Source organism: Streptococcus porci DSM 23759 (genome assembly GCF_000423765.1).
Taxonomy (GTDB): Bacteria; Bacillota; Bacilli; order Lactobacillales; family Streptococcaceae; genus Streptococcus; species Streptococcus porci.
In genome coordinates this window covers 1-24679 of the sequence record NZ_AUIP01000015.1, presented here as the reverse complement: position 1 = coordinate 24679, position 24679 = coordinate 1, and the positions used below count along the sequence as shown (strand labels likewise).

Below are 24679 nucleotides of genomic sequence, written 5' to 3'. Positions count from 1 at the left end.
CAGTTGGTGTTAGGCCTCGTGATTATCATCTGAATGGTCACGAATCATAGATTTCATGGTTGCAATATCTTCACGATGTTTCTCAACTGGATTGAAACGCAAAGCTAATAGCATCAGTAATCCAATCACAACAGGCGCTCCAAATCGAAGGAAATTAATCGCAAACATTGTCGCTTCATTTTGGTGACCTACAGCATTCGGTACATAACCTACTAAACCAAGTACGAATAAGACACCCGAGTTTGTTAATGCATTACCGCATTTTTGAGCAAATCCTTTAATTGAAGAAATCACACCGTTTGCAGAGATACCTTCTGTGAATTGGATGTAGTCAATCGCGTCGTTAACCAAAACGTTAACCAAGGCATTTTGCATTGTTGAGAAAAGAGCAGCCGCAAAACTAAGAACAATTAATAAAGTAAAGTTTGAACTTCCAAAAAAGAATAAACTAACGAAGAAAATTCCAGAAGCAAAAACTGAGAAAGCAAGCGCTTTTTGAGCCGTTTTTAAATATTTTAACGTCAATGGCATGATTACCATCATTGAAATGATACCTGCTGGAGATGTTGCAGCCATATATGTACTGATAAGGTCTGGTCTTGCTAAATAGTACATGATATAGTAAACAGAAGCAGCAAATCCTAAACCATATCCGAGTGAGGCTAATACCCAGACAACAATGAATGGAGCCAACTCTTTATGTTTAAGAATACGTTTTAAATCTTCCGTTAAAGGACGCTCTGGTAGTGGTTCGATGTATTTTTCCTTAGAGGTTGCAAATAGTCCCCAGAAAGTTATACAAGATAAAATTCCTAAAATAAACATAAAAGGAATATAACCGTTTGATACACCCAACCACTTTTCAAATAATCCTTTGATGTCCATCCCAAAAGAAGAACCAATCGTAAAAGCAATTGCAGTTGTACCAGCTCCCAATGAGATAATCAAATTACGTTTGCTATCATCTTTAACATGAGCGGGCAAAATAGCCATTTGAGGCATGGTGTACATAGTTACGGTCATTCCATATCCGATGTACATTACCAATAAATACCACCATTTACCTGTAGTAGAAAAGTCAGGAACCAACCATACCATAGTGGCAAAAAAAGTTAAAAGCAACGGAGCTAGAATAAAGTATGGACGATAACGTCCCCACTTAGATTTCGTACGGTCAGCTAAAACTCCCATCATCGGGTCATTAATAGCATCCCATAGAGTTGCAATCAGCATGATTAAAGCACCCGATGTGGCACTTATCCCAAGATTATCCGTCATATGGACACTTAAAAATGTCGCCATTGCTGCAGCGATAACCATTGCCGGTCCATTTACCGATGTGGCATGGAAGAAAGCAAATTTACCATCTAATTTTTCTTTTGGCTGTTTATTTTCCATAAGAAGAACTCCTTTATTTATTGTCTATTGGTTTTTACAAGTTTAGTATAACAATAAGAAAGCGGTTCCTCTATAGCCTAATATTAGTTCTTGTGTGTTCATTTCGTAGAATTAAGCTAGACAGAAAAAAGCCATCTATGTTAGGCTCAGATAAACTACCACATTTGTCTGAAAGGAACTAACATAAATGACCTATACTCATCTTACCACAAATGAACTCGTCATGATAGAGGCTTATTACCAAGAAGATAAGAAAGTTTGCGCTATTGCCAAGTCACTTGGAAGAGCGAGACAAACCATTTATAATGTTATCTCTTTTCTGAAAATAGGTCATTCAGCTTATGACTATTATCAACGCTACAAAGCCAACAAGAGGCATTGTGCCCGGCAAAAGACCCAACTCACCAAACCAGTACAAGAGTTTATTCAATCCTATCTAGCATCAGATTGGAGCCTCGATACGATAAAAGGAATCCATCCTGATAAAATCCCTTGTTCCATGCGTACTCTCTATCGCTTAGCTGACCGTGACATCTTCAAGAAAGAGGATATGCCTTGGCAAGGCAAACGAAAGCCAAATGGGAAGAAAGAGAGGCGAGGAAAACAAGCTTTTCGCAGAGATTTACGTGAAAGAGCTGAACTCTATCCTGATTTTCATACAGAGTTCGGACACCTCGAAGGAGATACCATTGTTGGCGAGAAACACAAAAGTGCGGTCATTACCTTAGTTGAACGCCTCTCTAAAGTCATCATTACACTGAAAACTAAGGGACGAAAAGCAAGTGATATTGAGGAAGCCATCAACCAATGGATGTCCCGGTTTCCTAAGAATCTCTTCAAGTCCATCACTTTTGATTGCGGGAAGGAATTCTCGAATTGGAAGTCAATTTCTAACAAACAGGACATTGACATTTTCTTTGCGGATCCTGGTTGCCCCGGTCAACGTGGACTAAATGAACATTCTAACGGTTTATTGAGACGTCATGGACTTCCAAAGCAGATGGATTTCAGCGGACTTTCTCAAACATTCTTATCAGCTGTAGCTGATAAGAGAAATCGCATCCCAAGGAGGTCCTTGAACTACCAAACGTCGTATCAAGTTTTTCTGAGTCAGGTGAAATTGTCTAGCTTAATTTGACAAATGAGGATTTTAAAATGACCATCATTAATCTTGTAAAAAATCTTGTCAAAATGTTTTCTTTTGACAAGATTGTTTCTTTACTTAATAATTCCTATCCAATTCTTCTTTTTTAAACCCAAACAAATAAGTAACTACCGCTGCAACAATCATAGAGAGTAAGCAAGAGATAATGCCATTGACAAGGTTGGCTGTTGTTCCACCGGTAAAGCTGATGAGATATAGGAAATTAGCACTTGACATAACATAAGTGGTTGCATTCGTGATATAACTATAGGCACCGCCAACAAATCCTCCAAGCATAAGACCGATAAAACACCTTCTATAAGTAAAACAAATACCATAAAGTGTTGGCTCTGTAACGCCACCAATAATTCCAGAGATGAAGGCTCCAATTGCTGTACTTCTTTTCTTTTTATCTTTTAACCGTAACGATGCTCCTAAGGCAACACCAAAACATGCCCAAATTGAGAAACCTGCTGCAATAGCAGCTCCTGACATTTGACCTGTTTCAAAAAAGCTTGCTAACATAGGCATCATCAAGGCTAAGTGCATACCTGTCATCACAAGAAACTGCCAAATAGCTCCCATTATCCCTGAACCAATGAAACCTGTTTTATCGCTGAAAGCTAATAAACCACCACTGATGAAACTTCCTATTTGACTGCCCAATGGTGCTAAGAAACAGAGCGCAACTGGAACTGTAATAAGAACCGATAAAAATGGCGTTAATAGAGTTGTCAAAACATCTGGCATATATTTTTTGACAACTTTATAAACTAAGCTCATAAAATAGACAGATAACATAACCGGAATAACCGTCTGTGAATAATTGTTCATAGGCACTGGCAATCCTAAAATATCAAAACTTTTTTGTTCGTTAACTAGTGCTATTAATCCAGGAGCAATCAAAATAGCTCCTATGAATCCACCCAAAAGACTTTCCATTTTTAACTGTTGTGCAGCATTAATACCAACAAAGATAGGTAAAAAGTAAAAACCTGCATCAAAGATAAAATTAAATAAAAGATATAAATTGCTCGTTTCAGGATACAGATTTAGCAAACTTGGACCTAGAACTGCATTCAAAGCTTTAAAAAGCCCTGCCGCTAGCATTACAGGAATAAGAGGGGTCATACTGCGAGACATGTAATTCAAAATATTATTTCCAAGTGTTTTTAAGGTTAATTTTTCTCTCACCTTACCTGCATCTAAATTCTCATCTATCTGCTTTTCCTTAGTAAAATTTCCTAATTGACAAAGTTCATCATATACCTTTGGAACATTTGTTCCAATAACGACTTGGTATTGCTGATTATTATTGACAACTCCAATAACACCGTCTATTTTTCTAACTTCATCATCATTAACTAAGGACCTATTTTTAAGATTAAATCGTAATCGTGTCATACAATGAACAACACTATTAATGTTTTCAGCACCTCCAACAACACTCAACACTTTTTGGGCGATTTCTTTATTATTTGCCATTCCTTTTCCCTCATTTCAAATCTTTATATGTTACTAAATCTATATTTTGTTTTTTCAACCACTCAGCTACCCACGGTTGAATGAGCATATCCGCTTCATAGGCTCGTAAAGTTGTCATACTAGAGTGTCTTAATAAATAAGCATCAATATAACCAGGATGAAAAACAAGCAAGTCACAACCATCCTCATGACTATTTATGACAGTTTCTTCAATAAGTGAGAAGGGATTGTTCTCGTAAGCGACAAAATCTTCTGGCATTCTTGAATAAACTTTTGTTTGTCCGAATAGAACAGGATCACCATCCATTGACATTGCAAAATAGGGAAGATGATATTTTGCTGCTACGATTTCTAACCCTTTAAAGAAGTTTGGACTAGCAACAGCATGTCCTTCAAAATAACTTGGTTCCTGACCAGTCAATGCAACAAATCGGTGATATTGTGCTTCAATTTCTTTAACAACTTCCTCTAAAACAACAAAGTCTTCACCCTTTTTAAAGGCTTCACGGTAGCACTTACTGCTGCGAAATTCCCCATTTTCTTGACAAAGGCTAGGAATCTCTTCTGGAGGAAGGATAGGTTTCCCAAGACAAATATTGGTATGCTGCCCTAAACAAATATCGTAACCTTTTAATAGACTTAAGCCTGCTTCTACCGTTGGCATATTAACCATTACTCCTACAGACTTCACTAAACCATGTTCAACAGTTTTAGCAATACCTAAATTAACGCCTTCACTGTAGCCAAGGTCATCTGCCCTAATCAATAATTTTGTCACCGTTAATATCCTCCTTAATCATATTTTGATACCAATAATAGCTTTTTTTAGGATAGCGCAGGCAATCTTTTAAATCTGTATCAGTTCTATTGACATAAACTAAGCCATAACGCTTTTTAAATCCTTGATGAGAACTCACTAAATCAATAAAAGACCACGGCGAATACCCTAGTATCGGATAGCCTTCTTCTTTGGCAATTAAAACTTGCTCTATATGTTTTTCTAAATAATCAATACGGTAGTCATCTTCAATCATACCGTCTACCATTTCTTCTGAATAAGCCATTCCATTTTCTGTAATAAGCATTGGGAGATGATAACGATTAAACAATTTATATAAGACTGTTCTTAAACCAATAGGATCAATACCAGAAGCCATCCATTCAGTTGGAGATAACTCAGGATTGACAATCATCGTATAAGCACTGGAACGCGTAAAAGGAATACCTGTTGTTGGAATATCTCTAGACTCATTTTCTTTGACACAGCCGCTACAGTAATAGTTGACTCCAATAAAGTCTGGACAGTTATTTTTCAATACCAGATTATCCTCATCTTGCATTACAGGAAAGAGACCATCACGTTTCAATAGATATTGTAATCTTGGTGAGTATTCTCCATAAACAGACATATCTAAAAACATGTACATCGTCAACTCCTCAGCATCCATCGCTGCCAAGACATCTTCTGGCTTGCTCGTTAACGGATAAATATTTTGAGTTGCTGAAACTGTTGCTACCTTAGCTTTCGGAATAATGTTCCTCAAACGTTCAATGGCCTTTGCTTCGGCAACAGACATATGATAACTCATCTGGTAAGTACCAATTAGCATATCTTTCGTATTATCTGCTTTATTCCCTGTTAATTCTGGAGCACCAGTAACAACTAGTTGCTCATTAATAGTTCCCCAGAGGAAAACTTTATTTTTAAAAGCCTCAAAACACACTGTCGCATAATGGACATAATCATCAATACATTTCCTTGATCGCCAACCACCATACTCATCTACTAAGGCTTGAGGCATTTCAAAATGATATAGCGTTGGAAAAGGTGTAATTCCATAAGATAAACATAAATCAATAACTTGATGATAGAATGCTAGGCCTTCTTGATTAACTGTGTGACCATCTGGCATAATACGTGACCAACTAAATGAAAAACGATAAAGATTAACCCCTAACTCCTTCATTAATTTGATATCGTCTTCATAATGATGGAAATGGTCACTAGCTACATGTGTATTAGCCAAACCATCAGGAACTTTTCGGACATCTGTAGTCGCAAGTCCTTTCCCCTCTTCATCAAAGCCTCCTTCAATTTGAAAAGCACTCGTTGATACTCCCCAATAAAATGATTGTTTTGTCATCTCATTCCTCCTTTTGTTACCATTAATTTATCAAGAGTTAAAAGGTAATACAATAACAAAACATACACAAAAATTTCAAGAAATGAAATAAATTTCAACTCTTGAAACTCATAGTATCTCCCATCTAATAGTCTTTTCAAAACATTATAAAACAGGAGATTTCTAAGCTCCTGTTAAAATTTATTGAAATTTGTAGTTAACATAGTAGTACATTAAAAGTAATTCTATCATGTAGAGTAATGAAAGACGCCCTTCTGTATCAGAATTATTTTTATTACAAATAAGAAGTTCATCCACCGCCTGTAACACCCTAGACGGTTGGTTCATGGTTATAGCAATAATTTTAGCTTGTTTGTCTTTCAAAATTTGAAAAATTTCAGGACTTCGATAAAAGAAACCACCTTCAAGCGATGCAATAATGGCAACACTATTAGGAGTCATAGAGTTAGCATACTCCACTTGTTTTTCATAAGTATCTCCTAATCGAACAAATTTATTACTTTCAGCCATTTTTTGCTGAAAATGTTGCCCTATCAAGGTAGCAAATTGAAAGCCAAAATAAGCTACTTCATCCGCTTCAAAAATGGCTTTTGCAACACGTTCTAATTGTTCAAAGTCAATATGTTCTAAATTATAATCTAAATTTTCTTTGATATTATTAGTGTAACGTCGAAAAATAGGTTCTAGGTCTTTGCCATCTGCTTTAGTCACTTTAACCGAATAATCAACATCAATGTCAATAACAATACGACATTGATTTTTAAACTCACCATAACTTGAAAAACCTAGTTGTCTGACAAATCGCGAAATTGAAGCAGATGACACATAACAGAGTTCAGCCAATTCATGAATCGAAATACTTGGAATATCCTTAAAATGGTTAAGCATTCCTTCTGCAATAGCAAAATTAACATTATCTTGCTTAGTTTGATTAATGAATTTTAACAACTCACTTACAATAGAAATATGTTGCATAGGTCGTTCTCCAAAGTATAACTAATAAAATAGTTAGTAACTAGTATTTGTGGAGCAATTTATGAACTGAGCTTTTCCAATCTAATTCAAGAAATCTCTACATCGTGTCCTGTCCTACTATTTTACTGCTGAATCCATTTTACCACAATAAGAGGTTTCCTATGCCCATCTACTTTTTTCTTCTAACGGTAAAGCAAAGCGTTTTTGGAGCCAAGTGTCTGCTGATTTTATCCAGTCTGAGGCAATCGGATTAAGCTCTGTTAGTGCCTTTGCTGTCGCTTGGGTAGCTAGAGATAGACCATGTTTCCCTTCCTCATAGATATGAACCTCAAACGGGACACCTGCATCAGCTAATGCCGTTGCCATACGTGTGGTATGACCAACGGGGACAAGATTATCACCTGCCGTTGCCCATAGAAACATCGGTGGTGTTGATGGGCTAACTTGTTGTGCAGCACTTACCTCTGCCAAGACATCCTCAGAGGGTTTCTCTTTTCCAAAAAAGGCAAGGTTTGACAGTTTGAAGAGTCCTTGGGCCATTTCATCCTGTTTAGTAACAGATTCTTTCATAAAAAGATAGTCCGAAATAGGATAACCCGCTATAACCGCAGCTGGTTTGACCTTGTCAACATCAAAGCTATCTGTTATGACTGGTTTGTCATAATGAACAGCATAATTGAGGACATTATGACCACCTGCTGAGAAACCACAGATAGCAATCTTTTCAGTATCAACTAACCATTCATCCGCATGGTCATAAATGACGGCAAAAGTCTTGGCAATATCTCTGATGGCTGCTGGGTAAATCGAGTGATCACGTTTTTCAAATGTTTTACCTGCTAAAAGTTCAGCAAATCCGTCTTCAGTAGCTTCAAAAAACACGCTGTAACGGAGAACAAAGGCATGGTAACCCATAGCCGCAAAGGCAAGAGCAACTGGTTCACCTTCACGATCGGAACAGTTGAGATAGGCTCCCCCAGGACAAATGAGAACTGCAGGGCGTTTTTTTCTATTCAGCAATTCAGCAGAATCATCCAAAACATAAGTGGTTAATGTAACATCAGGATTATTGTCATCTAATTGAATTTTTTTAACAAGCATTGTGATACCTCCTTCCCCAATTATAATCTTTTATGATTCTTTTCTCACTGCTTGTTTCGTAGAACAGAAGTGTTCTTTTCGCAGATAATAGCTAGGGAATTTCTGAAAAATAATTTTCCTAACTGACAACTTCCAATTACCAACTTCACTTCCCTTTTCCACTATTTCGATACTCGGCTGGTGACATGCCTAGAATTTTCTTAAAAACTTTGTAAAAATAAGAAGGATTTTCATAACCAACCTTAGCTGCAATTTTTTCGATTGGCGCTTTGGTATATAATAGATAGTCTGCAGCAGCATTGACACGTTGTAAGTGAAGCAATTTAATAAAAGATTTTCCTGTATGCTTTTTTAAATAGGAGGAAAGGTAATTCGGATTAAACCCAAAATGCTCCCCCATATCCTCTAAAGTTGTACTGGCATAGTGCGTTTCAATGTAGAGAAGTAGCGACATCAAAGTTGATTCTTTTTTACGGCTACTAACCATGACTGATTCTTCTTTTAAGGATAACCGTAACAATTTAGCAAACAAAACAAGTAGTTCGTACCGGATAATAGAACTTGATTGACCATCTGTAATCTTGTAGTATTCATAGGCAATATTGGCAATCGTATGTAGGACACCATCTTCTGGCTTGGTGTGAAAAACAGTATAAATTCCCTCATCACTACTCGTTTCCTGCGGTGTAAAAAAAAGAAGATCTGCTAAGTAGCTACTAGCACCACTTCTTCTCAAAAAATCTAGATCAGTGTGTGAAAATGCTGTAGGTTTCAGTGCAATATTTAAGGCCAAATCATCCCTACCACTCTCCAAATTTTGGTGAGTCGTATTTGGACCAACAATAAAGATATCTCCCTCAGTCAGATGGATATGCTCGTTTTCCATTACAATATCCAAGGTTCCTCTAATAGGAATAATCAGTTCCACATGATTATGATAATGAAATGGAACAAAAGAATCTACAGGATTTACTGAGAGAGCTATTGGTTGTGGGTTTACATCCAGCGATTCATCTAAGTTATGAAAAAATTCATAAACAGGTTGTCCATCAAGGGTTTTAGCCGGGATTGGATGCATGGTTGAAACAATTGTCTCCCAATCTCTTTTTTCCCGATATTTTACTAAAAGATCATAGATATCTAGCATTAACAACTTCCTTATTCTTATATTTTGACATCCTTTGAAGGGGATTGAGCTTACCTAAATTAATTACCTAAAAAATATCATAATTTCATTTTTTTCGATAAACATTTGGAGTACATGCGTATCTCTTTTTAAATTGCCTAAAGAAATAGCTTGTTGTGTTAAATCCTGATTCAAATGCTATGCTATCAATGGATAAGTCTGTATTTTCCAACAAGTCACAAGCTATCAAAAGACGCTTTTCTAATAAGATTTCTTGAAAATTTCGGCCAGTATGTTTTTTTAACATATTGCTCATATAATTACTATTGTAACCAAAATGTCTAGCCAAATCTGAAATTTTGAGATTTCGATAATTAGAATCAATATAATCTAATACTTTGGCATAATCAAATCGTTGTGATGTATGATGTGCAAAATTCTCAGTTTGATAAATGCGAAATAACTCCATAAAAATCAATTGCAAATAGTGAGATAAAAACGTTTCCCGCTGGCTTTTATAAGACCAATATTCAGATAGAAGCATCTGCACCTGTAAATGAATAATATCATTTTGATTCGTCTCAAAAATCATATACCTGTCATGACTAGCTTGTTTGTTAAATGTTGTCGCTAAAAAAGAGGTTGCCAAACTTGTATCATTTTGCAGACGCAAGAGGAACAAGGAAGAGAAAGTCTCTTCATTAATTAAAATATTAATAAGAATGTCCTCTTCTCCGAGAGGTTCAATCGAATGAGGTACATCCCTGTCTAAAACACAGAGACTTCTTTGTGGCAAATAAATTTTCTCGCCATTAATAATCTGGGTACAACTTCCTGAATAAACGTAAGTCATTTCAATAAAGTCATGTAAATGTTCAATCATAGGTGCAAAGCGATTATGACGGCTGATAAATATATTTTGACCATCTCTGAAAAAAGCATTTTTAGGGAAACGCACAATATTAAACAAGGAATCTAAATAAAATCCTTCCATTTTATCAGATACTGGAAAGTCATTAATGGCTTTTCCAGTTTCTCTTTGTTTCTTCTCAATAACATTAATATGATGAAGATAAGTTTCTAATTCTTTGAGATTCATAGCGCCCTCCGATATGTAGATAGTTCATTATATCCTAAAATAAATACATTGTAAAAAGTTTTATTAGCGTATAAAATATTGGCATAGAAAACGTTTACAGATATCTATTGATATCTAGAAAGGAACCCTTTATGATTGAACAAAACACATCCAAAGTGCCTTTAAGCGAGAAAGTCACTTTTGGTTTCGGTAACCTAGCAGCTAATCTGATGATTACAACAGCTAATGGCTTTATTACCTATTTCTATACCGATGTCGTAGGATTAACAATGACTATGGTAGGCTCTATACTCTTATTTGCCCGCATCTTTGATGGAGTATCCGACTTGGTGATGGGAGCCGTTGTAGATAGAACGTCAACAGCAACTGGTAAGGCAAGACCTTGGATCAAGCGCATGATTCTTCCTTACGCACTAGCCTTGATTCTGCTCTTCACTTCTCCATCATTTCTTCCAGAAAGTATGAAAGGCATCTACGCTTTTGCAACCTATGTGATTTCTTTAGCAGGTGTTTACACAATGACGATGGTTCCTTACAATACCTTACTTGGAACAACTTCATCTGATTCAAAAGAGCGTGGCTACCTTTCAACCTCTCGGACTATTTTTGGTTTTGCTGGAGCGTTTTTAGTCAACGGGGTCGTCTTACAAATTGTCAACTTCTTTGGCGAAGTAACCTCTGCTTCATCTTGGACAAAAATGGCTTCAGTATTTGCTCTTCTTTCAGTGATTCTGCTCTATATCCTTCATCAAAATTCTAAGGAACGTGTCCTTGAAAATAGTGAAGCTCTCAGTGCCGATCAAGCACAGAAAGTCTCCACAGCCGATAACATTAAAGCCTTATTCAAAAATAAATATTGGATTATTCTAATCTTAACGATGTTGATTAGCTTCATCAGTTCTGGACTCGGTGGTATTAATATTTACTATGCTCAATATATTCTTGGTGATGTTAGTAAAGTTGCTTTGATTGGGATGCTCTCATTTGCCCCAATCCTTATAGGTAGTCTAGTTGTCCCATTCTTGATGGCTAAACTATCCAAGAGAGCTGTGATGATTTTGGGAAATATCATCATGCTGATTGGTACTATTTTATTAGCACTTTTCCCGACTGATTTTACTATAGTTATTGTGGGTCTCATCATTCGTGGTTTAGGTATCGCACCTGGTGCTGTAGCTGGATTTGCTATGCTTGGTGACGTTGCAGACTACGGGGAATGGAAAACTGGTATCCGTTCTGACGGTTTAATTTTCTCAGCAGCTACATTTGGTGAAAAAGTTGGTTCGGGCCTTGGTGCTCTTATCCTTGGACTCGTTATGGCAGCAGGAGGATATGTTGCCGGGGCAGCCACTCAATCATCAGCAACACTCTTGGCTATTAAAGCAGTGTTTGCCTATATTCCAATACTTCTAGCAATTCTCTCAATCGCCCTATTATTCTTCTATGACTTGGATAAAAAATTACCTCAAATTGTCAAAGACATCCAAGCACGCGCTAAAGATATTAACGAAAACTAATACTTACTTTAAGGAGAGGAGCAAGGTTCCCTCCTTAATCTTATTTGAAAGGAAAATACAATGAATTTAAAACTTAAGCCATTTTATCTAGATGATGATGCCATCAATTGGGTACAGGAGACATTATCACACTTAACCCTTGATGAAAAAATAGGTCAGCTCTTCCTTCCCATCGGCTACTCAACAGAACCCGAATACCTGGATCATTTACTCTCTCTCGGTATTGGTGGCCTATTTTTCAGACCAGGAGAGGCCAGCGACGTTCACAATACTTATCGCTATATGCAAGAAAACAGTAAAATTCCACTACTGACAGCTGCAAATCTTGAAGACGGTGGTAATGGGGCTGCATTTGAAGCAACTGCTTATGGACGACAAATGGCTGTTGCCGCTACAGGAGATTCTAAAGATGCGTACACGTTAGGAAAAATAGCTGCTCGTGATGGTAGAGCAGTCGGTGTTAACTGGGGCTTTTCTCCAGTTATAGATTTAGATTTTAATTTTAGAAACCCTATAACAAATGTCCGTACCTATGGTAGTCAAGTTGACCTTGTTATTGAAAATGCAAAAGCTTATACACAAGCTTTTCACGATAATGGTTTAATGACATCAATCAAACATTTCCCCGGAGATGGGGTGGATGAACGAGATCAACACTTACTAACCTCTATTAATAGCTTATCAATGTCCGCTTGGCACAAAACATTTGGTCGTGTCTATCAGGAACTTATCGATTATGGATCCAAAGCGGTTATGATTGGCCATATTGCCCTACCAGCCTATACTGGTGATAATATGCCTGCGACACTAAGTCCTAAACTCTTGAAAAATTTACTACGAAAAGAACTTGGGTTTAATGGATTGACCATAACAGATGCTAGTCCCATGGTAGGATTCGGTGCAGCAATGAAACGTCGTGAGGCTGTTCCTTATACCATTCAAGCAGGTTGTGACATGTTACTCTTTAATCGTGTTTTGGAAGAAGATATCCAATTCATGAAAGATGGCATCGCAAATGGCATTTTAACACTAGATCGCTTAGACGAAGCTGTGACAAGAATTTTAGCTACTAAGGCATCACTTGGCTTACACTTACAAGTTGAACATGGCTCAGGACAATTTGAAAACTATGAACAAGAGCAAAACGACCTAGCTGACCGCTCTGTTACTCTTGTCAAAGACGATCAAAACTTACTACCTCTAAATCCAAATCATCACAAACGTTTACTTGTTCAAATTTTAGGAAATTTTGAATCCAATGCTAGGGTAACTGAACAAGTCACCACCGCATTAGAATCACGTGGTTTTGATGTTAGCCTCTATGAGCCTGAAACTAATTTTTGGGAATTAGATACCGTCCAATCCTTTACCAGTCGATATGATGCTGTCCTATATATTGCTAATGTTGAAAATGCAAGTAATCAAACTGTCGCTCGTATTAACTGGCACACCTTGTTTGGATTGGGAAACAATCTCCCTTGGTTTGTCAAAGAAATTCCTACGGCTTTAATTAGCTTTGGAAATCCTTATCACATTTTTGACTTACCAATGGTTGATACCGTCATTAATGCTTACTGTAATTATGACCATTTCATTCAAGCAACTATTGCTAAACTAACTGGCGAATCTACTTTCAAGGGCATTAGCCCTGTTGACCCATTCTGCCATAATATGCTATTAGAGGAACTCAGACATGATCATTCATAATTTAAAAGTCAACGGAATTACAGAACCTCTCGGTTACCATTTTGATTATCTAACCTTTTCTTGGGAAATTTCAGCTGCTAGTTTAGACGATAGGCTATCGTTCACTATTGAAGTAGCTAAAGATAGACATTTTAATAACATTCTTTGGAAAGGAAGTACGACAGATACTTTTAATACAATAAGTACTACTGCTGACTTTTTAGAACCTAGACAACGATATTTTTGGCGTGTCTCTGCTGAAGGAACTCAAGCAATCAGCTACTTTGAAACATCTAAGATGAGTGAAAAATGGTTAGCCAATTGGATTACTTACAAGGAGGATAGCTTACCGAGCGCCCGTTTTTCGAAAATCATCCATCTTGGTAAACCTGTCCAATCTGCAAGACTATACAGTACTGGTCTAGGTCTTTATGAAGTTGAACTCAATGGTCAAAAGGTTGGACAGGAATATTTTACTCCTGGCTATCATAGCTACGATTTCATTGAACAATATCAGACCTATGATGTGACTACTTTACTCACCCCAAATTCTGAACTATCTTTCATCTTAGGAAACGGCTGGTACCGTGGGCGCTTTGTCTTCGAAGGTGGTTTCGAAAACCTTTATGGCAATAGACAAAAATTGATTGCTGAGCTTCATATCACTTATCAAGATGGAAGCACTGAACTTGTTGTTACTGACAATTCTTGGAGGACTACGAGCACTGTGATCCAAGAAAACTCTATTTACGATGGTGAGGTTATTGACTTTGGTCAAGTTGAAAATCTTTTAACCACAGTAGAAATATCCGATAGCAAGCATAACTTACAGGGGAGAATTGACCCTCCCGTAGAAATCGTGGAATCTTTAACTCCCAGCATTTTTCACGATGCTGCGGGACAACTTGTATTAGATTTTGGTCAAGAAATAACAGGATGGATTAGTGGAACATTACCAGCTAATAAAAAAAGAGTGACCTTCCAATTTGCAGAAATATTGCAAAATAGCACCTTCTACACAGACAATTTACGAACAGCTAAACAGACATTTACCATTCTTAATAATGATATCCGACGCCACATTAGACCCCATTTTACATTCTTTGGTTTTCGATACGTTAAAGTTGAAGGTCTTACGAAAGAGGAGGTTAGACAATTCAAAGCACAAGCTATCCATAGTTTAATGGATGAGAGATTTTCTTTTTCATCCTCTCATGACAAATTAAACAAACTGGTTAGTAATATTCGCTGGAGTCAAAAAGACAACTTCCTAAGTATTCCGACAGATTGTCCCCAGCGCGATGAACGCATGGGGTGGACAGGCGATATCACGGTCTTTGCTAATACTGCCTGCTATAATATGGAAACTAGAGCTTTCTTAGGACATTTTATGCAGATGCTTAGTCTAGAACAACATCACCTTAAAGGAGCTGTCCCTTTCTTTGCACCATTTCCAAAGATAGAAAAAAAGGAAGGTCTAAATCCTTTCTTGACTAGCGCAGGAGCTGCTGTATGGGGAGATGCTGCTACTATTCTTCCCTATACACTCTATAAACACTTCCGTGATAAGGGGTTGCTAGCAAAACATATCAATAGTATGGTAGCTTGGGTTGATTTTATCCATCAACAAGATGAAGCTCGAGGCGGTCATAGGCTCTGGGATTTTGGTTGGCAACTGGGAGACTGGCTAGCTCTCGACTCTGGTATCAAGGACTCTGTATTTGGTGCAACAGATTCTGCGCTGGTAGCTTCTGTCTACTACTATCTCTCTGCTAATTATACGGCACAAGCACTCCACATTTTAGAGGACAATCGCGCTAAGTTTTACCAGCAATTAGCCGAGGACATTCGTCAAGCAATAATAGAAACTTATTTTATTGACAGCCGGTTAAATCTGCAACCTAAAACACTACAGTCTGAGGTTGAGCATATCCGCCAAAATATGGCTAATACTTTCGCAGGGCAAAGCATCCCAACCAAAATCGATACACAAACTGGAATATCCCTCCTACTTCGATACAAACTCTACCCAAATGAGATTGCTCAAAAAGACTTAATTGACCGTTTGAAAAATAACTTAGCTGAGCACGATGGCTTTTTAACTACAGGATTTGTCGGAACACCTGCGCTTCCCCATGCCCTAATAGATAATGGACTAAAACAAGAAGCTTTTAATCTATTATTCAAAGAAGCTGCACCTAGCTGGCTCTTTGAAGTCAATATGGGGGCTACGACCACTTGGGAACGTTGGGATTCACTATTACCAGATGGAACCATCAGCGGTACAGAGATGAACTCTCTTAACCATTATGCCTATGGTGCCATCGAAGATTTTATTGTTGAAAAATTGTTAGGAATCAATCTTCCAGATGTTACTGACAACACCGCGACTTATACAATATCTCCTCATTATACAGATTATTTAGATTGGGTAGAAGGCAGTTTAAGAACTCCTAATGGTAATTTAACTGTTCGTTGGGAAAAAAATGGTGCAACATTCTCCGTTTCAGTGAATTTACCTGTTAGAACAAAAGCTATCTTCATCACACCTGAGGGCCATCATCAGTGGTTACAACCAGGAGAAAATCACTTGTCAATCATTGAATAACATATATACTTTGATTTGAAAAATCTATCCTATATTAGCCAGCTCTTAGTAATGAGGGCTGGTTTTGATACTAGCATTTCTAAACAAAGCCAGGCTAAAAATTACATTAAATCAATTAGTACCACTTAGTCAGATTATTATAGGTAGTTAATTTGCTATTACTGCTACCTGTATCTAGATTAAATACTTCTCGCTACTATACTGTGTCAAATGCTGAGCATATTCCAAAGTCTGCTTGTCTTTTGGGCTACTAACAGTTATTATGCCATCATCAATAATCGAACTTTTAGTCCATTCAATATGCTACTAATCTCATGGATGAATGCTTTCATGTTAAAACTCTTTTCTAAAATTTCAATACTTAAGCCAAATCTAGAACTATTTTAGATTTACTCTTTCCAATGCACCACATTTAAATCACTCATTTTTCAAAAGCAGTTTAATTCTATGATAATGTATCAAAAAATCTGTGAAATGAACACATTAGAGATTATTTTAGACTATTGTTTCCGATGATGTTTGTTGTTAAACTGAAGCAAACGATATATCTGGAGGACAGCTATGGTAAACTTATCACAATCTCCCTTTCATTTGACACAAGAGCAAAGCGAGTTCGTTACTCAAACAGTCACTAATCTCACCCTAGACGAAAAAATTGGACAACTTTTCTTTGTTATCGGTCAAGACGAAAATCTAGAAACATTCATTGAAACCTATAAACCTGGTGGCATGATGTACCGCCCTGGCCTTGCAGCAAGCATCAAAAAGAATATCCAAACGATTCAGAAACATACTAATATTCCTCTCTTTTTTGCAGCTAATTTAGAATCTGGTGGTAACGGCATTATTTCCGAAGGGACTTGGCTCGGAAATCCTCTGCAAATGGCAGCAACCGATGACACAGAGTCTGCCTATCAGCTCGGAAAAGTCGCTAGTTACGAAGCTAACCAAGTTGGTTGTAATATGAGCTTCTCACCTATCGTTGATATTGATTACAACTTTAGAAATCCAATTACGAACACGCGCACTTTTGGTTCGGATCCCAATCGAGTGCTCCGCATGGCTCAGGCCCAGGCTAGAGGTCTAGAAGAAAATCACGTTATTCCCGTTATCAAACATTTCCCAGGAGATGGTGTAGACGAACGCGACCAACATCTACTCTCAAGTATTAACAGCTTATCGGCTGATGATTGGTCAACAACCTATGGTCATATTTACAAAACATTGATTGACGAAGGTGCCCCAAGTGTCATGATTGGCCATATCTATCAACCAGCTTGGGAGAGAAAACTCTGTCCTAGCATTGACAATAAAGATTTACGCCCTGCTTCTGCTTCAAAATTCTTAATTGATGGGCTCTTGCGATCAGAACTTGGTTTTAACGGATTAGCGATTACCGATGCAACGGCTATGGTGGGCTACAACGTTATCATGCCACGTGAACAACTTCTTGCAGAGACGATTAATGCTGGTATTGATATGATTTTGTTCAATAAAAATATTGACGAAGATTATGCTGCTATCCGTAAGGCTGTAAAGACCAGAATCATTTCTGAAAAACGTCTTGACGAAGCCGTCACACGAATTATCGCAACAAAAGTAGCACAACGTCTCCTAACCTTAGATAACAAACTAGGTATCACTATTCCTGAAACACTTGCCTTAAAACCAGAAGAGCACGCTGCTATTACTGCAAAAATTGCAAAAAAATCAGTCACATTGGTCAAGGATCGTGATAAGTTATTGCCACTCTCACCAAATAAAACACCTCGAATTCGTCTTGTCGTCCTTGGTGACTCTGACGAAGGTGGCTTTAAAGAAGGTGGAAAAGTAACTGACCTTTTCAAGAATGGCTTAACAGAGCTTGGTTTTGAGGTTACCCCTTACCAAATGGATTTTCATGAGATGTTTGAAGAAGGCGTTGAAGATTTGAAACAGAAATTTGATTTAGCCTTTTATGTCGCTAATGTCGAAACAGCGTCTAACCAAACGACTACGCGGTTAAATTGGATCCAACTAATGGCTGCTAATGCTCCATGGTTTGCCTCAAGTCTACCAACTGTTTTTGTCTCTACTGCTAATCCATACCATCTTTTTGACGTACCCTACCTTTCAACATTTATTAATGCCTATACTGGTACACCTGAGACTGTAACAGCGGTACTCCATAAAATCGTCGGTCAAGAAGACTTTGAAGGGGTTAGCCCTATTGACCCATTCTGTGGTGACTTCCTTGCGAAATTATAACTAGAGGAGGAGAAATAAATGAACATTTCAAGTATTCTTATTAATCACATGACAGAACCTATTGGTTTTGAATTAAAAAGCCTGCGCGTTGATTTTAAAATTGAAGCAGAAACTGATACAACTGTTCAGAAAAAATTAATCATCTCAACTGATGAGGCAGTTGTCTATGAAACTGACTTTATTGCCTATGATAATAATTATTTTGAGGTTCCTATCAAACTCGCTCCTCGGACACGTTACGACGTTCAAGTGATGATTAAATCGACAGAGGATCTCATTACTGCTAAGACTTTTTTTGAAACAGGTAAAATGTCTGAACCTTTCAGCGCCAAATGGATTGCCAACAAGGATAAAACCATCCAAAACACCCTGTTTCGCTCTGCTATTTCCATTGATAAGCCTGTAAAACAAGCTCGTCTTTATATGACTGCTCTTGGGGTTTATGAAACCTATATCAATGGTGAAAAAATCGGAAAAGAATTCCTAGCTCCTGGGCAAACAGCTTACGATAAGTGGGTTCAGGTCCAAACCTATGACATCACTAAAGCCCTTTCGTCTGGGCAACACGAGCTAGTCATCTCGACTGCTGATGGCTGGTTTAAGGGGCCTTATGGCTTTATTGAAGGTGTGGATTGTATTTATGGCGACCAACACCGTGCCCTTGCTGAATACCATATTGTGTACGAAGATGGGACAAGCGACCTTTTTGTGACTGATGAAAGTTGGGAAACAACCGCAGGGCAAGTAACTAAATCCTCTATTTACTATGGAGAAGATCGTGACGACACAAAGACTATATCAGATTGGGAACCTGTTACCCTAGTTGAAGCAGATAACCATGTATTAACAGACCGTCTTAGCCTACCTCTCGTTGTCAAAGAAACCCTAGATGTTCTGGAAGTACTTCACACGCCTTCTGGTGAAACTGTCCTTGATTTTGGACAAAACCATGCTGGTATTTTTCGCTTCTACAATCGTTCGCCAAAAGGGACTCGTATTTTCTTACAAGTCGGCGAGATATTACAAGAAAATAATTTTTATAATGGCAATCTTCGTTCTGCTCGCGCTGGATTTGAATACATATCAGATGGTGTAGAAAAATGGGTACAACCTAAGTTTACTTACTATGGTTATCGCTATATCAAGGTCGAAGGTCTTGACAATATTATTGCTGAAGACTTTAAGGCTGACGTGGTCTATTCGGATATGCCTTTGACAGGTCACATTACGACTAATAATCCAAAGGTTAACCGCCTTTTCCAAAATGTTATCTGGGGTCAAAAGAGCAACTTCTTTGACGTTCCAACTGACTGTCCGCAACGTGATGAGCGTTTAGGTTGGACTGGAGATACTAATGTCTTCTCAAATACAGCCCTCTTTAACATGAACGCTTATGCCTTCTTCCGCAAATTTTTACGAGATGTCGCGATTGAACAAAAGCTCAATGATGGTCGTGCCCCAATGTATGCACCTTCGTTCGGCAATCCTGATGGGGGCGGTGCTATCTGGGGAGATGTCACCACTTTCGTTCCTTGGAATAGCTATCAAGCAACTGGTGACCCTAGCATCTTAACTGAACATTATGACAATATGAAGGCTTGGGTTGATTGGATTGGGCGTAACACTAAGACTGAAAATCTCTGGACAGGCTGCTTCCAGTTTGGTGACTGGTTAGCCTTAGACGGTGAAAACCCAGCTATGCCAACTGGTAAAACAGACGAAGATTTTATCGCATCCATTTACTATCATTATTCTGCACACATTGTTGCTGAAACGGCCAAATTAATTGGCAAAACTGATGATGAAATAGCTTATAGAAATCTCTCTGAGAGCATTCTTCAAGCCATTCGCAACGAGTATATCTCAGCTAACGGTAAACTGACCATTGATACGCAAACGGCTTATGCGCTAGCTCTTCAATTTGAACTCATTCCTAAAGAGCAAGGTCAGCGTGTTACTGCCGACTTAGTCAAGCGTTTAAACAAAGACGATGACCACCTCAAGACTGGGTTTATCGGAACACCATACATCAACCAAATGCTATCAAAATATGGACAGCATAAATTAGCTACAAAGATTTTCCTCTTAGAAGACCTCCCAAGCTGGCTATACGCTGTTAATCTGGGAGCAACAACTGTCTGGGAGCGTTGGAACTCCGTAGAACCTGATGGTCACATGAACCCTGAAGGGATGAATTCTCTCAATCACTACTCCATCGGTGCCATTATGGAGTGGGCTTACAAATATGTTGTCGGTATCCGTAACCCCCAAGCAGGCTACAAAGTATTTGATTTTGCTCCTGAATTTGATTACCGCCTTGATACCATTGACGCTCACTTTGACTCTCCTTATGGAAAAATTGCTATCACTTATCAGATTGAAAGTGATGACAACCACACTATTAAAATCAATCTAACCATTCCATTTGGTAGCACTGCTCAAGTGACTCTTCCGCGTTCTGAAAACGTCGTTGTAACAATTAATGGAGCTAGCCAAATAGGAGGACAATTTAACCTAACTGCTGGTAACTATGCAATCAGCTATATCCCAACCGAAAACTACATTGAACACTACTCTTCTGAAACGACCGTTGCTGAAATTATGAAAGACCCATATCTTGTGGAACAAATTGATGCCATTGATAGGGAAAATCCAATACTAGGCTTCTTTAAAAACGACCCAGGAGCTGTAAATGGTGGACTCGGCAAAATGTCACTTGCTAAAGTCAATGCTATTTTGCCATTCATTACCATTTCAGAAGAAAATCTTGAAAAAGTTGCACAGGTCTTAGAATCAACAGTTATCTTGGCGCAACGCTAGTTTATTTGAGATATCGCAAGCCAAACCGCTTGCGTTCTCATCTTTTTAGAAAGGAAATACTTTATGTTTAAAGGTGCTCTTTTTGACCTTGATGGTGTGATTGCAGACACCGCTATCTTTCACTTTGCAGCTTGGAAAAATTTGGTAAAAAAACATTTTAATACTGAATTACCGGATGAATTAGAAGAAAAAACGAAAGGAGTTAGTCGCGAAGACTCCCTCACCATTATTTTAAATTACCTCAACATCCAAGTTTCAGAGGAAGTTTTCAAATCCCTAGCAGCTGAAAAAAACGAGGCCTATGTTGAAGCCCTAGATGTTTTAAATCCAAACTATATTTTACCAGGCATCACATCATTTATCAGCGACCTTAAATCAAATCATGTCAAAATCGCCCTAGCATCAGCTTCTAAAAATGGTCCACTAATCTTAAAGAAATTGGGACTTGCAGACTCTTTTGAAGCCATTGCTGATCCTGCTAAAGTCGCTGCTGGAAAACCTGCACCAGACATTTTTTTGGCAGCAGCTAAAGCCCTTAATCTTGATCCTAAAGACTGTATTGGGGTTGAAGATGCAGTTGCTGGTGTATCTGCTATCAATGCTTCTGGAGCCACTTCCATCGCTATTGGAGGTAGTGAGTTAAGTCACGCCACCAAACGTTACAATAGTACATCTGAACTCGATTTCAAAGAAATTGTGGAAGCTTGGAAAAAGAATCAACAATAAGTCGTACAGGCTTTTGGTAGACTTTCCTCTTACACTTTTAAAACGAAACAATTATTCTTACTTTTAATCATCGCTTAGAAAGTTTTTCCTATGGTAGTAACATCTTATCAAAACCCCATCCTACGTGGTATGTATCCTGACCCATCCATCGTTCGTGTAAAAGATACTTTTTACCTGGTTAACTCAACCTTTGAATATTATCCTGGTATTGCACTCTCTAAGTCCACCGATCTTCTCAATTGGACGAAGATGCCATCAATCGTAACAGAAATCAGTCAGGCGGATTTACGTTTTTCCAAATCTAATGAAGGCATCTTCGCAGTCTGCATTCGCTATTACAACGGCCACTTCTACGTCATTACGACTAACTTCGCTGAGTTTAAAAACTTTATCATCCGCGGAACCCTGAGCGAAGATGGTACACATATTATCTGGGAGCAAAACCGTATCATTGTCAATATTTTTGGTATTGATCCTGATCTCTTTTTTGAAAATGGCAGATTCTATATTCAGTTTACGGGCTATATTGATGATAAAGGGACCAAAGCAATTCAACAAGTTGAAATTGACATTACTAATGGTACTATCCTTAAAGGTCCTGAAGTCCTCAGTCTTGGAACTGGAGGACGTGACGTAGAAGGTCCACATATTATTAAACGAAACGGCTGGTACTATCTCTTGGCAGCAGAAGGCGGAACTGGGTTGGGCCATATGATTACCATGTTTCGTAGCAAATCCTTGTGGGGACCTTTTGAGCAAGCGCCACAGAATCCTTTTTTCACTAATCGAGACCGTGCCGATGAGCCTCTTCAAAATATTGGACATGCGGACCTCTTCCAAGATACTTCTGGTAATTGGTGGTTGACTTGTTTAGGGACTCGCCCTGCCTCTATTGGTCATATTCAAATTACCAATATTGGACGTGAGACACTATTATACCCAGTTGATTGGTCTAAGGAGTGGCCAATCATTTACAATGGCATTCCGACACTTACAGTTGATCTAACTCATTTCCCAGAACATGCCAAATCACTCCAAAAACAAGAGTCAACCGACTTTATTGATGATTTTTCAGCAGATAGCTTACATCCTGAATGGGTCAGTCTTAGGGATTCTTTGACATCAAGACTTCATCTCTCGCAGGGAAAACTATCCCTATCTGGTTCTTCGCTCACATTATCTGATTTAGGAACACCAAGTTTTCTTGCAATCAGACAAACCGAGCACAATGAAAAATTGACTCTTGATATTGATACAAAAGAAACGGAAATCAATAACGGTGCTATTGGCATAGCTGTCACTATAAACACCGAACATTACGGCGCTCTCTTAATCGAAAAAGGAGATTTTGAAGACACTTATCATCTCTTCAAGTTTGCAAAAGTTCTTGATTTAGAAATCAAAGAGCATGTTGCTACGATTAACCAAATTCCTGAACAATTAGAATTAGAACACGGAAAAGATTACAAACGCTTCTCTGCAATTTTTAATGAGAGAAAAATAACATTTGACCTCCACGCTCAACATTTTTCAAACGAGGCAATCGCTGCTCTTAATACAGGAGATTTCCAAGGACTCTATGTATTAGGAGATGCACAATTAACTATAAATAAAGCTAGCCGAATACATATTAATTAACAATAAAAACACTCTCAAATCTATGAACAGCACCCTAATTGTTAGATACAAAATCTAACAATTAGGGTGCTGTTTTATCTATTTTTGAACTTTTTAAGTCCTCCTAGACCATCTGGAACAAATACAAAATGCTTGAAAAACTGTATAAAATCAAGGGTTTTCACCATTCCTTCTTTTGTAGTTTCACTACAGCCTCTACTGGTGTATTATTGTCCAAACTAATTTCTAATTCTTCCTAAACGATTGAAAGTTTGAAATGAATGGCTTTTACCCAACATCCTGCTTTATTTTTGTCATAATAAATTTCGACTTTTTCAATCAATATCTGACACAATCGCTTCTTGTCGGCATCTTCCATGACGTCCATAAATGATGCAAAGTTGACCAATATTTTATAAATATTATCAGCAGTCATTTTATCTTTTAGGATTACCTCTCGTTTAGATTCACTTGTCTCAATTAGTGTCTCTATCTCAGCTATTTTATCATAAATAGTATTTAATCTGAAAAAGCAACACTTTTCTGTACAAAATTTATAAAGTGTTTTTGTTAAACGATTACTCTTTTAGTCATGGGTGTTTGGTAATTAAGAGTGCTGTGGATGCGATGGTGATTCCACCAGTGGACATAATCCTTAGTTTTAAGGGTTAATTCTTCCAGAGAGCGGAAGTTTTCTTGGTTGATAAACTCAAGCTTAAAGGAGCGATAGGTACTCTCAGCTACCGCATTGTCATAAGGACAGCCGGCCTGACTTAGAGACCGAATGGAAGAGTTTGACCTTGGTCAGAGCGTAGGGAATGCTTTGAATGCCTTCTTTGACCAAGTCAGCAGTCTTGTGCCAACCAAGGGATAGGCCAATGATTTCACGATTGAAGAGGTCAAGAATCAAACAAACATAAACCCAACGATTGGCAACACGAACATAGGTTAAGTCCGTCACAAGGGTTTCCAATGGCTTTTGTTGG

At 38.0% G+C, this 24679-nt stretch carries 16 protein-coding genes and 1 pseudogene; 8 read left to right on the top strand and 9 right to left on the bottom strand.

Features of this window, described 5'->3' with window-relative positions; all coding sequences use genetic code 11:
- Positions 1–9 precede the first annotated feature (9 nt).
- On the bottom strand, positions 10–1398 hold the full coding sequence (locus tag G576_RS0106890; protein WP_027973982.1) for an MFS transporter: 1389 nt from the start codon (positions 1396–1398) through the stop codon (positions 10–12).
- A gap of 187 nt (positions 1399–1585) precedes the next feature.
- Between G576_RS0106890 and G576_RS0106885 the strand changes: the two genes are divergently transcribed.
- Complete coding sequence (locus tag G576_RS0106885) at positions 1586–2536, top strand: IS30 family transposase (protein WP_027973981.1); 951 nt, start codon at positions 1586–1588, stop codon at positions 2534–2536.
- Positions 2537–2620: 84 nt separating this feature from the next.
- Here G576_RS0106885 and G576_RS0106880 read toward each other — a convergent pair whose 3' ends face one another.
- From G576_RS0106880 to G576_RS0106850, 7 genes are all read right to left on the bottom strand, one after another.
- Positions 2621–4027 carry a PTS transporter subunit EIIC gene (locus G576_RS0106880; protein WP_027973980.1) on the bottom strand — a complete coding sequence of 469 codons (1407 nt, stop codon included), beginning with the start codon at positions 4025–4027 and terminating at the stop codon, positions 2621–2623.
- Positions 4028–4037: 10 nt separating this feature from the next.
- Positions 4038–4805 carry a ChbG/HpnK family deacetylase gene (locus G576_RS0106875; protein ID WP_027973979.1) on the bottom strand — a complete coding sequence of 256 codons (768 nt, stop codon included), beginning with the start codon at positions 4803–4805 and terminating at the stop codon, positions 4038–4040.
- Entirely contained in the window at positions 4786–6171 is a 1386-nt protein-coding gene (locus G576_RS0106870; RefSeq protein ID WP_027973978.1) for a glycoside hydrolase family 1 protein, read from the bottom strand. The genes G576_RS0106875 and G576_RS0106870 overlap by 20 nt, the downstream gene beginning before the upstream one ends.
- Before the next feature lie 180 nt (positions 6172–6351).
- Positions 6352–7146, bottom strand: a complete 795-nt coding sequence (locus G576_RS0106865) for a MurR/RpiR family transcriptional regulator (protein ID WP_027973977.1) — start codon at positions 7144–7146, stop codon at positions 6352–6354.
- Between the two features lie 159 nt (positions 7147–7305).
- Positions 7306–8247 carry an alpha/beta hydrolase gene (locus G576_RS0106860; RefSeq protein ID WP_027973976.1) on the bottom strand — a complete coding sequence of 314 codons (942 nt, stop codon included), beginning with the start codon at positions 8245–8247 and terminating at the stop codon, positions 7306–7308.
- A 145-nt stretch (positions 8248–8392) separates the two neighbouring features.
- Entirely contained in the window at positions 8393–9394 is a 1002-nt protein-coding gene (locus tag G576_RS0106855) for a helix-turn-helix domain-containing protein (RefSeq protein WP_037618693.1), read from the bottom strand.
- A gap of 85 nt (positions 9395–9479) precedes the next feature.
- Positions 9480–10472: an AraC family transcriptional regulator gene (locus tag G576_RS0106850; RefSeq protein WP_027973974.1), complete on the bottom strand. Its 993-nt coding sequence runs from the start codon at positions 10470–10472 to the stop codon at positions 9480–9482.
- A gap of 131 nt (positions 10473–10603) precedes the next feature.
- Between G576_RS0106850 and G576_RS0106845 the strand changes: the two genes are divergently transcribed.
- The 7 genes from G576_RS0106845 (at position 10604) to G576_RS0106815 (ending at position 23714) form a co-directional block, all read left to right on the top strand.
- The gene (locus G576_RS0106845) at positions 10604–11989 is read left to right on the top strand and encodes an MFS transporter (protein WP_037618691.1); all 1386 of its coding nucleotides are present in this window, start codon (positions 10604–10606) and stop codon (positions 11987–11989) included.
- Positions 11990–12049: 60 nt separating this feature from the next.
- Positions 12050–13696: a glycoside hydrolase family 3 protein gene (locus G576_RS0106840; RefSeq protein ID WP_027973972.1), complete on the top strand. Its 1647-nt coding sequence runs from the start codon at positions 12050–12052 to the stop codon at positions 13694–13696.
- On the top strand, positions 13683–16283 hold the full coding sequence (locus tag G576_RS0106835) for an alpha-L-rhamnosidase (RefSeq protein WP_027973971.1): 2601 nt from the start codon (positions 13683–13685) through the stop codon (positions 16281–16283). The genes G576_RS0106840 and G576_RS0106835 overlap by 14 nt, the downstream gene beginning before the upstream one ends.
- Positions 16284–16844: 561 nt before the next feature.
- A complete protein-coding gene (locus tag G576_RS0106830) occupies positions 16845–18530 on the top strand; it encodes a glycoside hydrolase family 3 protein (protein ID WP_027973970.1) in 1686 nt (561 codons plus the stop codon).
- 18 nt (positions 18531–18548) lie between these two features.
- Positions 18549–21350 carry an alpha-L-rhamnosidase gene (locus G576_RS0106825; RefSeq protein WP_027973969.1) on the top strand — a complete coding sequence of 934 codons (2802 nt, stop codon included), beginning with the start codon at positions 18549–18551 and terminating at the stop codon, positions 21348–21350.
- Positions 21351–21413: 63 nt separating this feature from the next.
- The gene (gene pgmB / locus G576_RS0106820) at positions 21414–22076 is read left to right on the top strand and encodes a beta-phosphoglucomutase (protein ID WP_027973968.1); all 663 of its coding nucleotides are present in this window, start codon (positions 21414–21416) and stop codon (positions 22074–22076) included.
- Between the two features lie 90 nt (positions 22077–22166).
- Positions 22167–23714 (top strand): glycoside hydrolase family 43 protein, encoded by a 1548-nt coding sequence (locus G576_RS0106815; protein WP_027973967.1) that lies wholly within the window; start codon positions 22167–22169, stop codon positions 23712–23714.
- 549 nt (positions 23715–24263) lie between these two features.
- Here the strand turns inward: G576_RS0106815 and G576_RS13580 are convergent.
- A pseudogene (locus tag G576_RS13580) lies at positions 24264–24679 on the bottom strand (transposase); the annotation flags it as partial.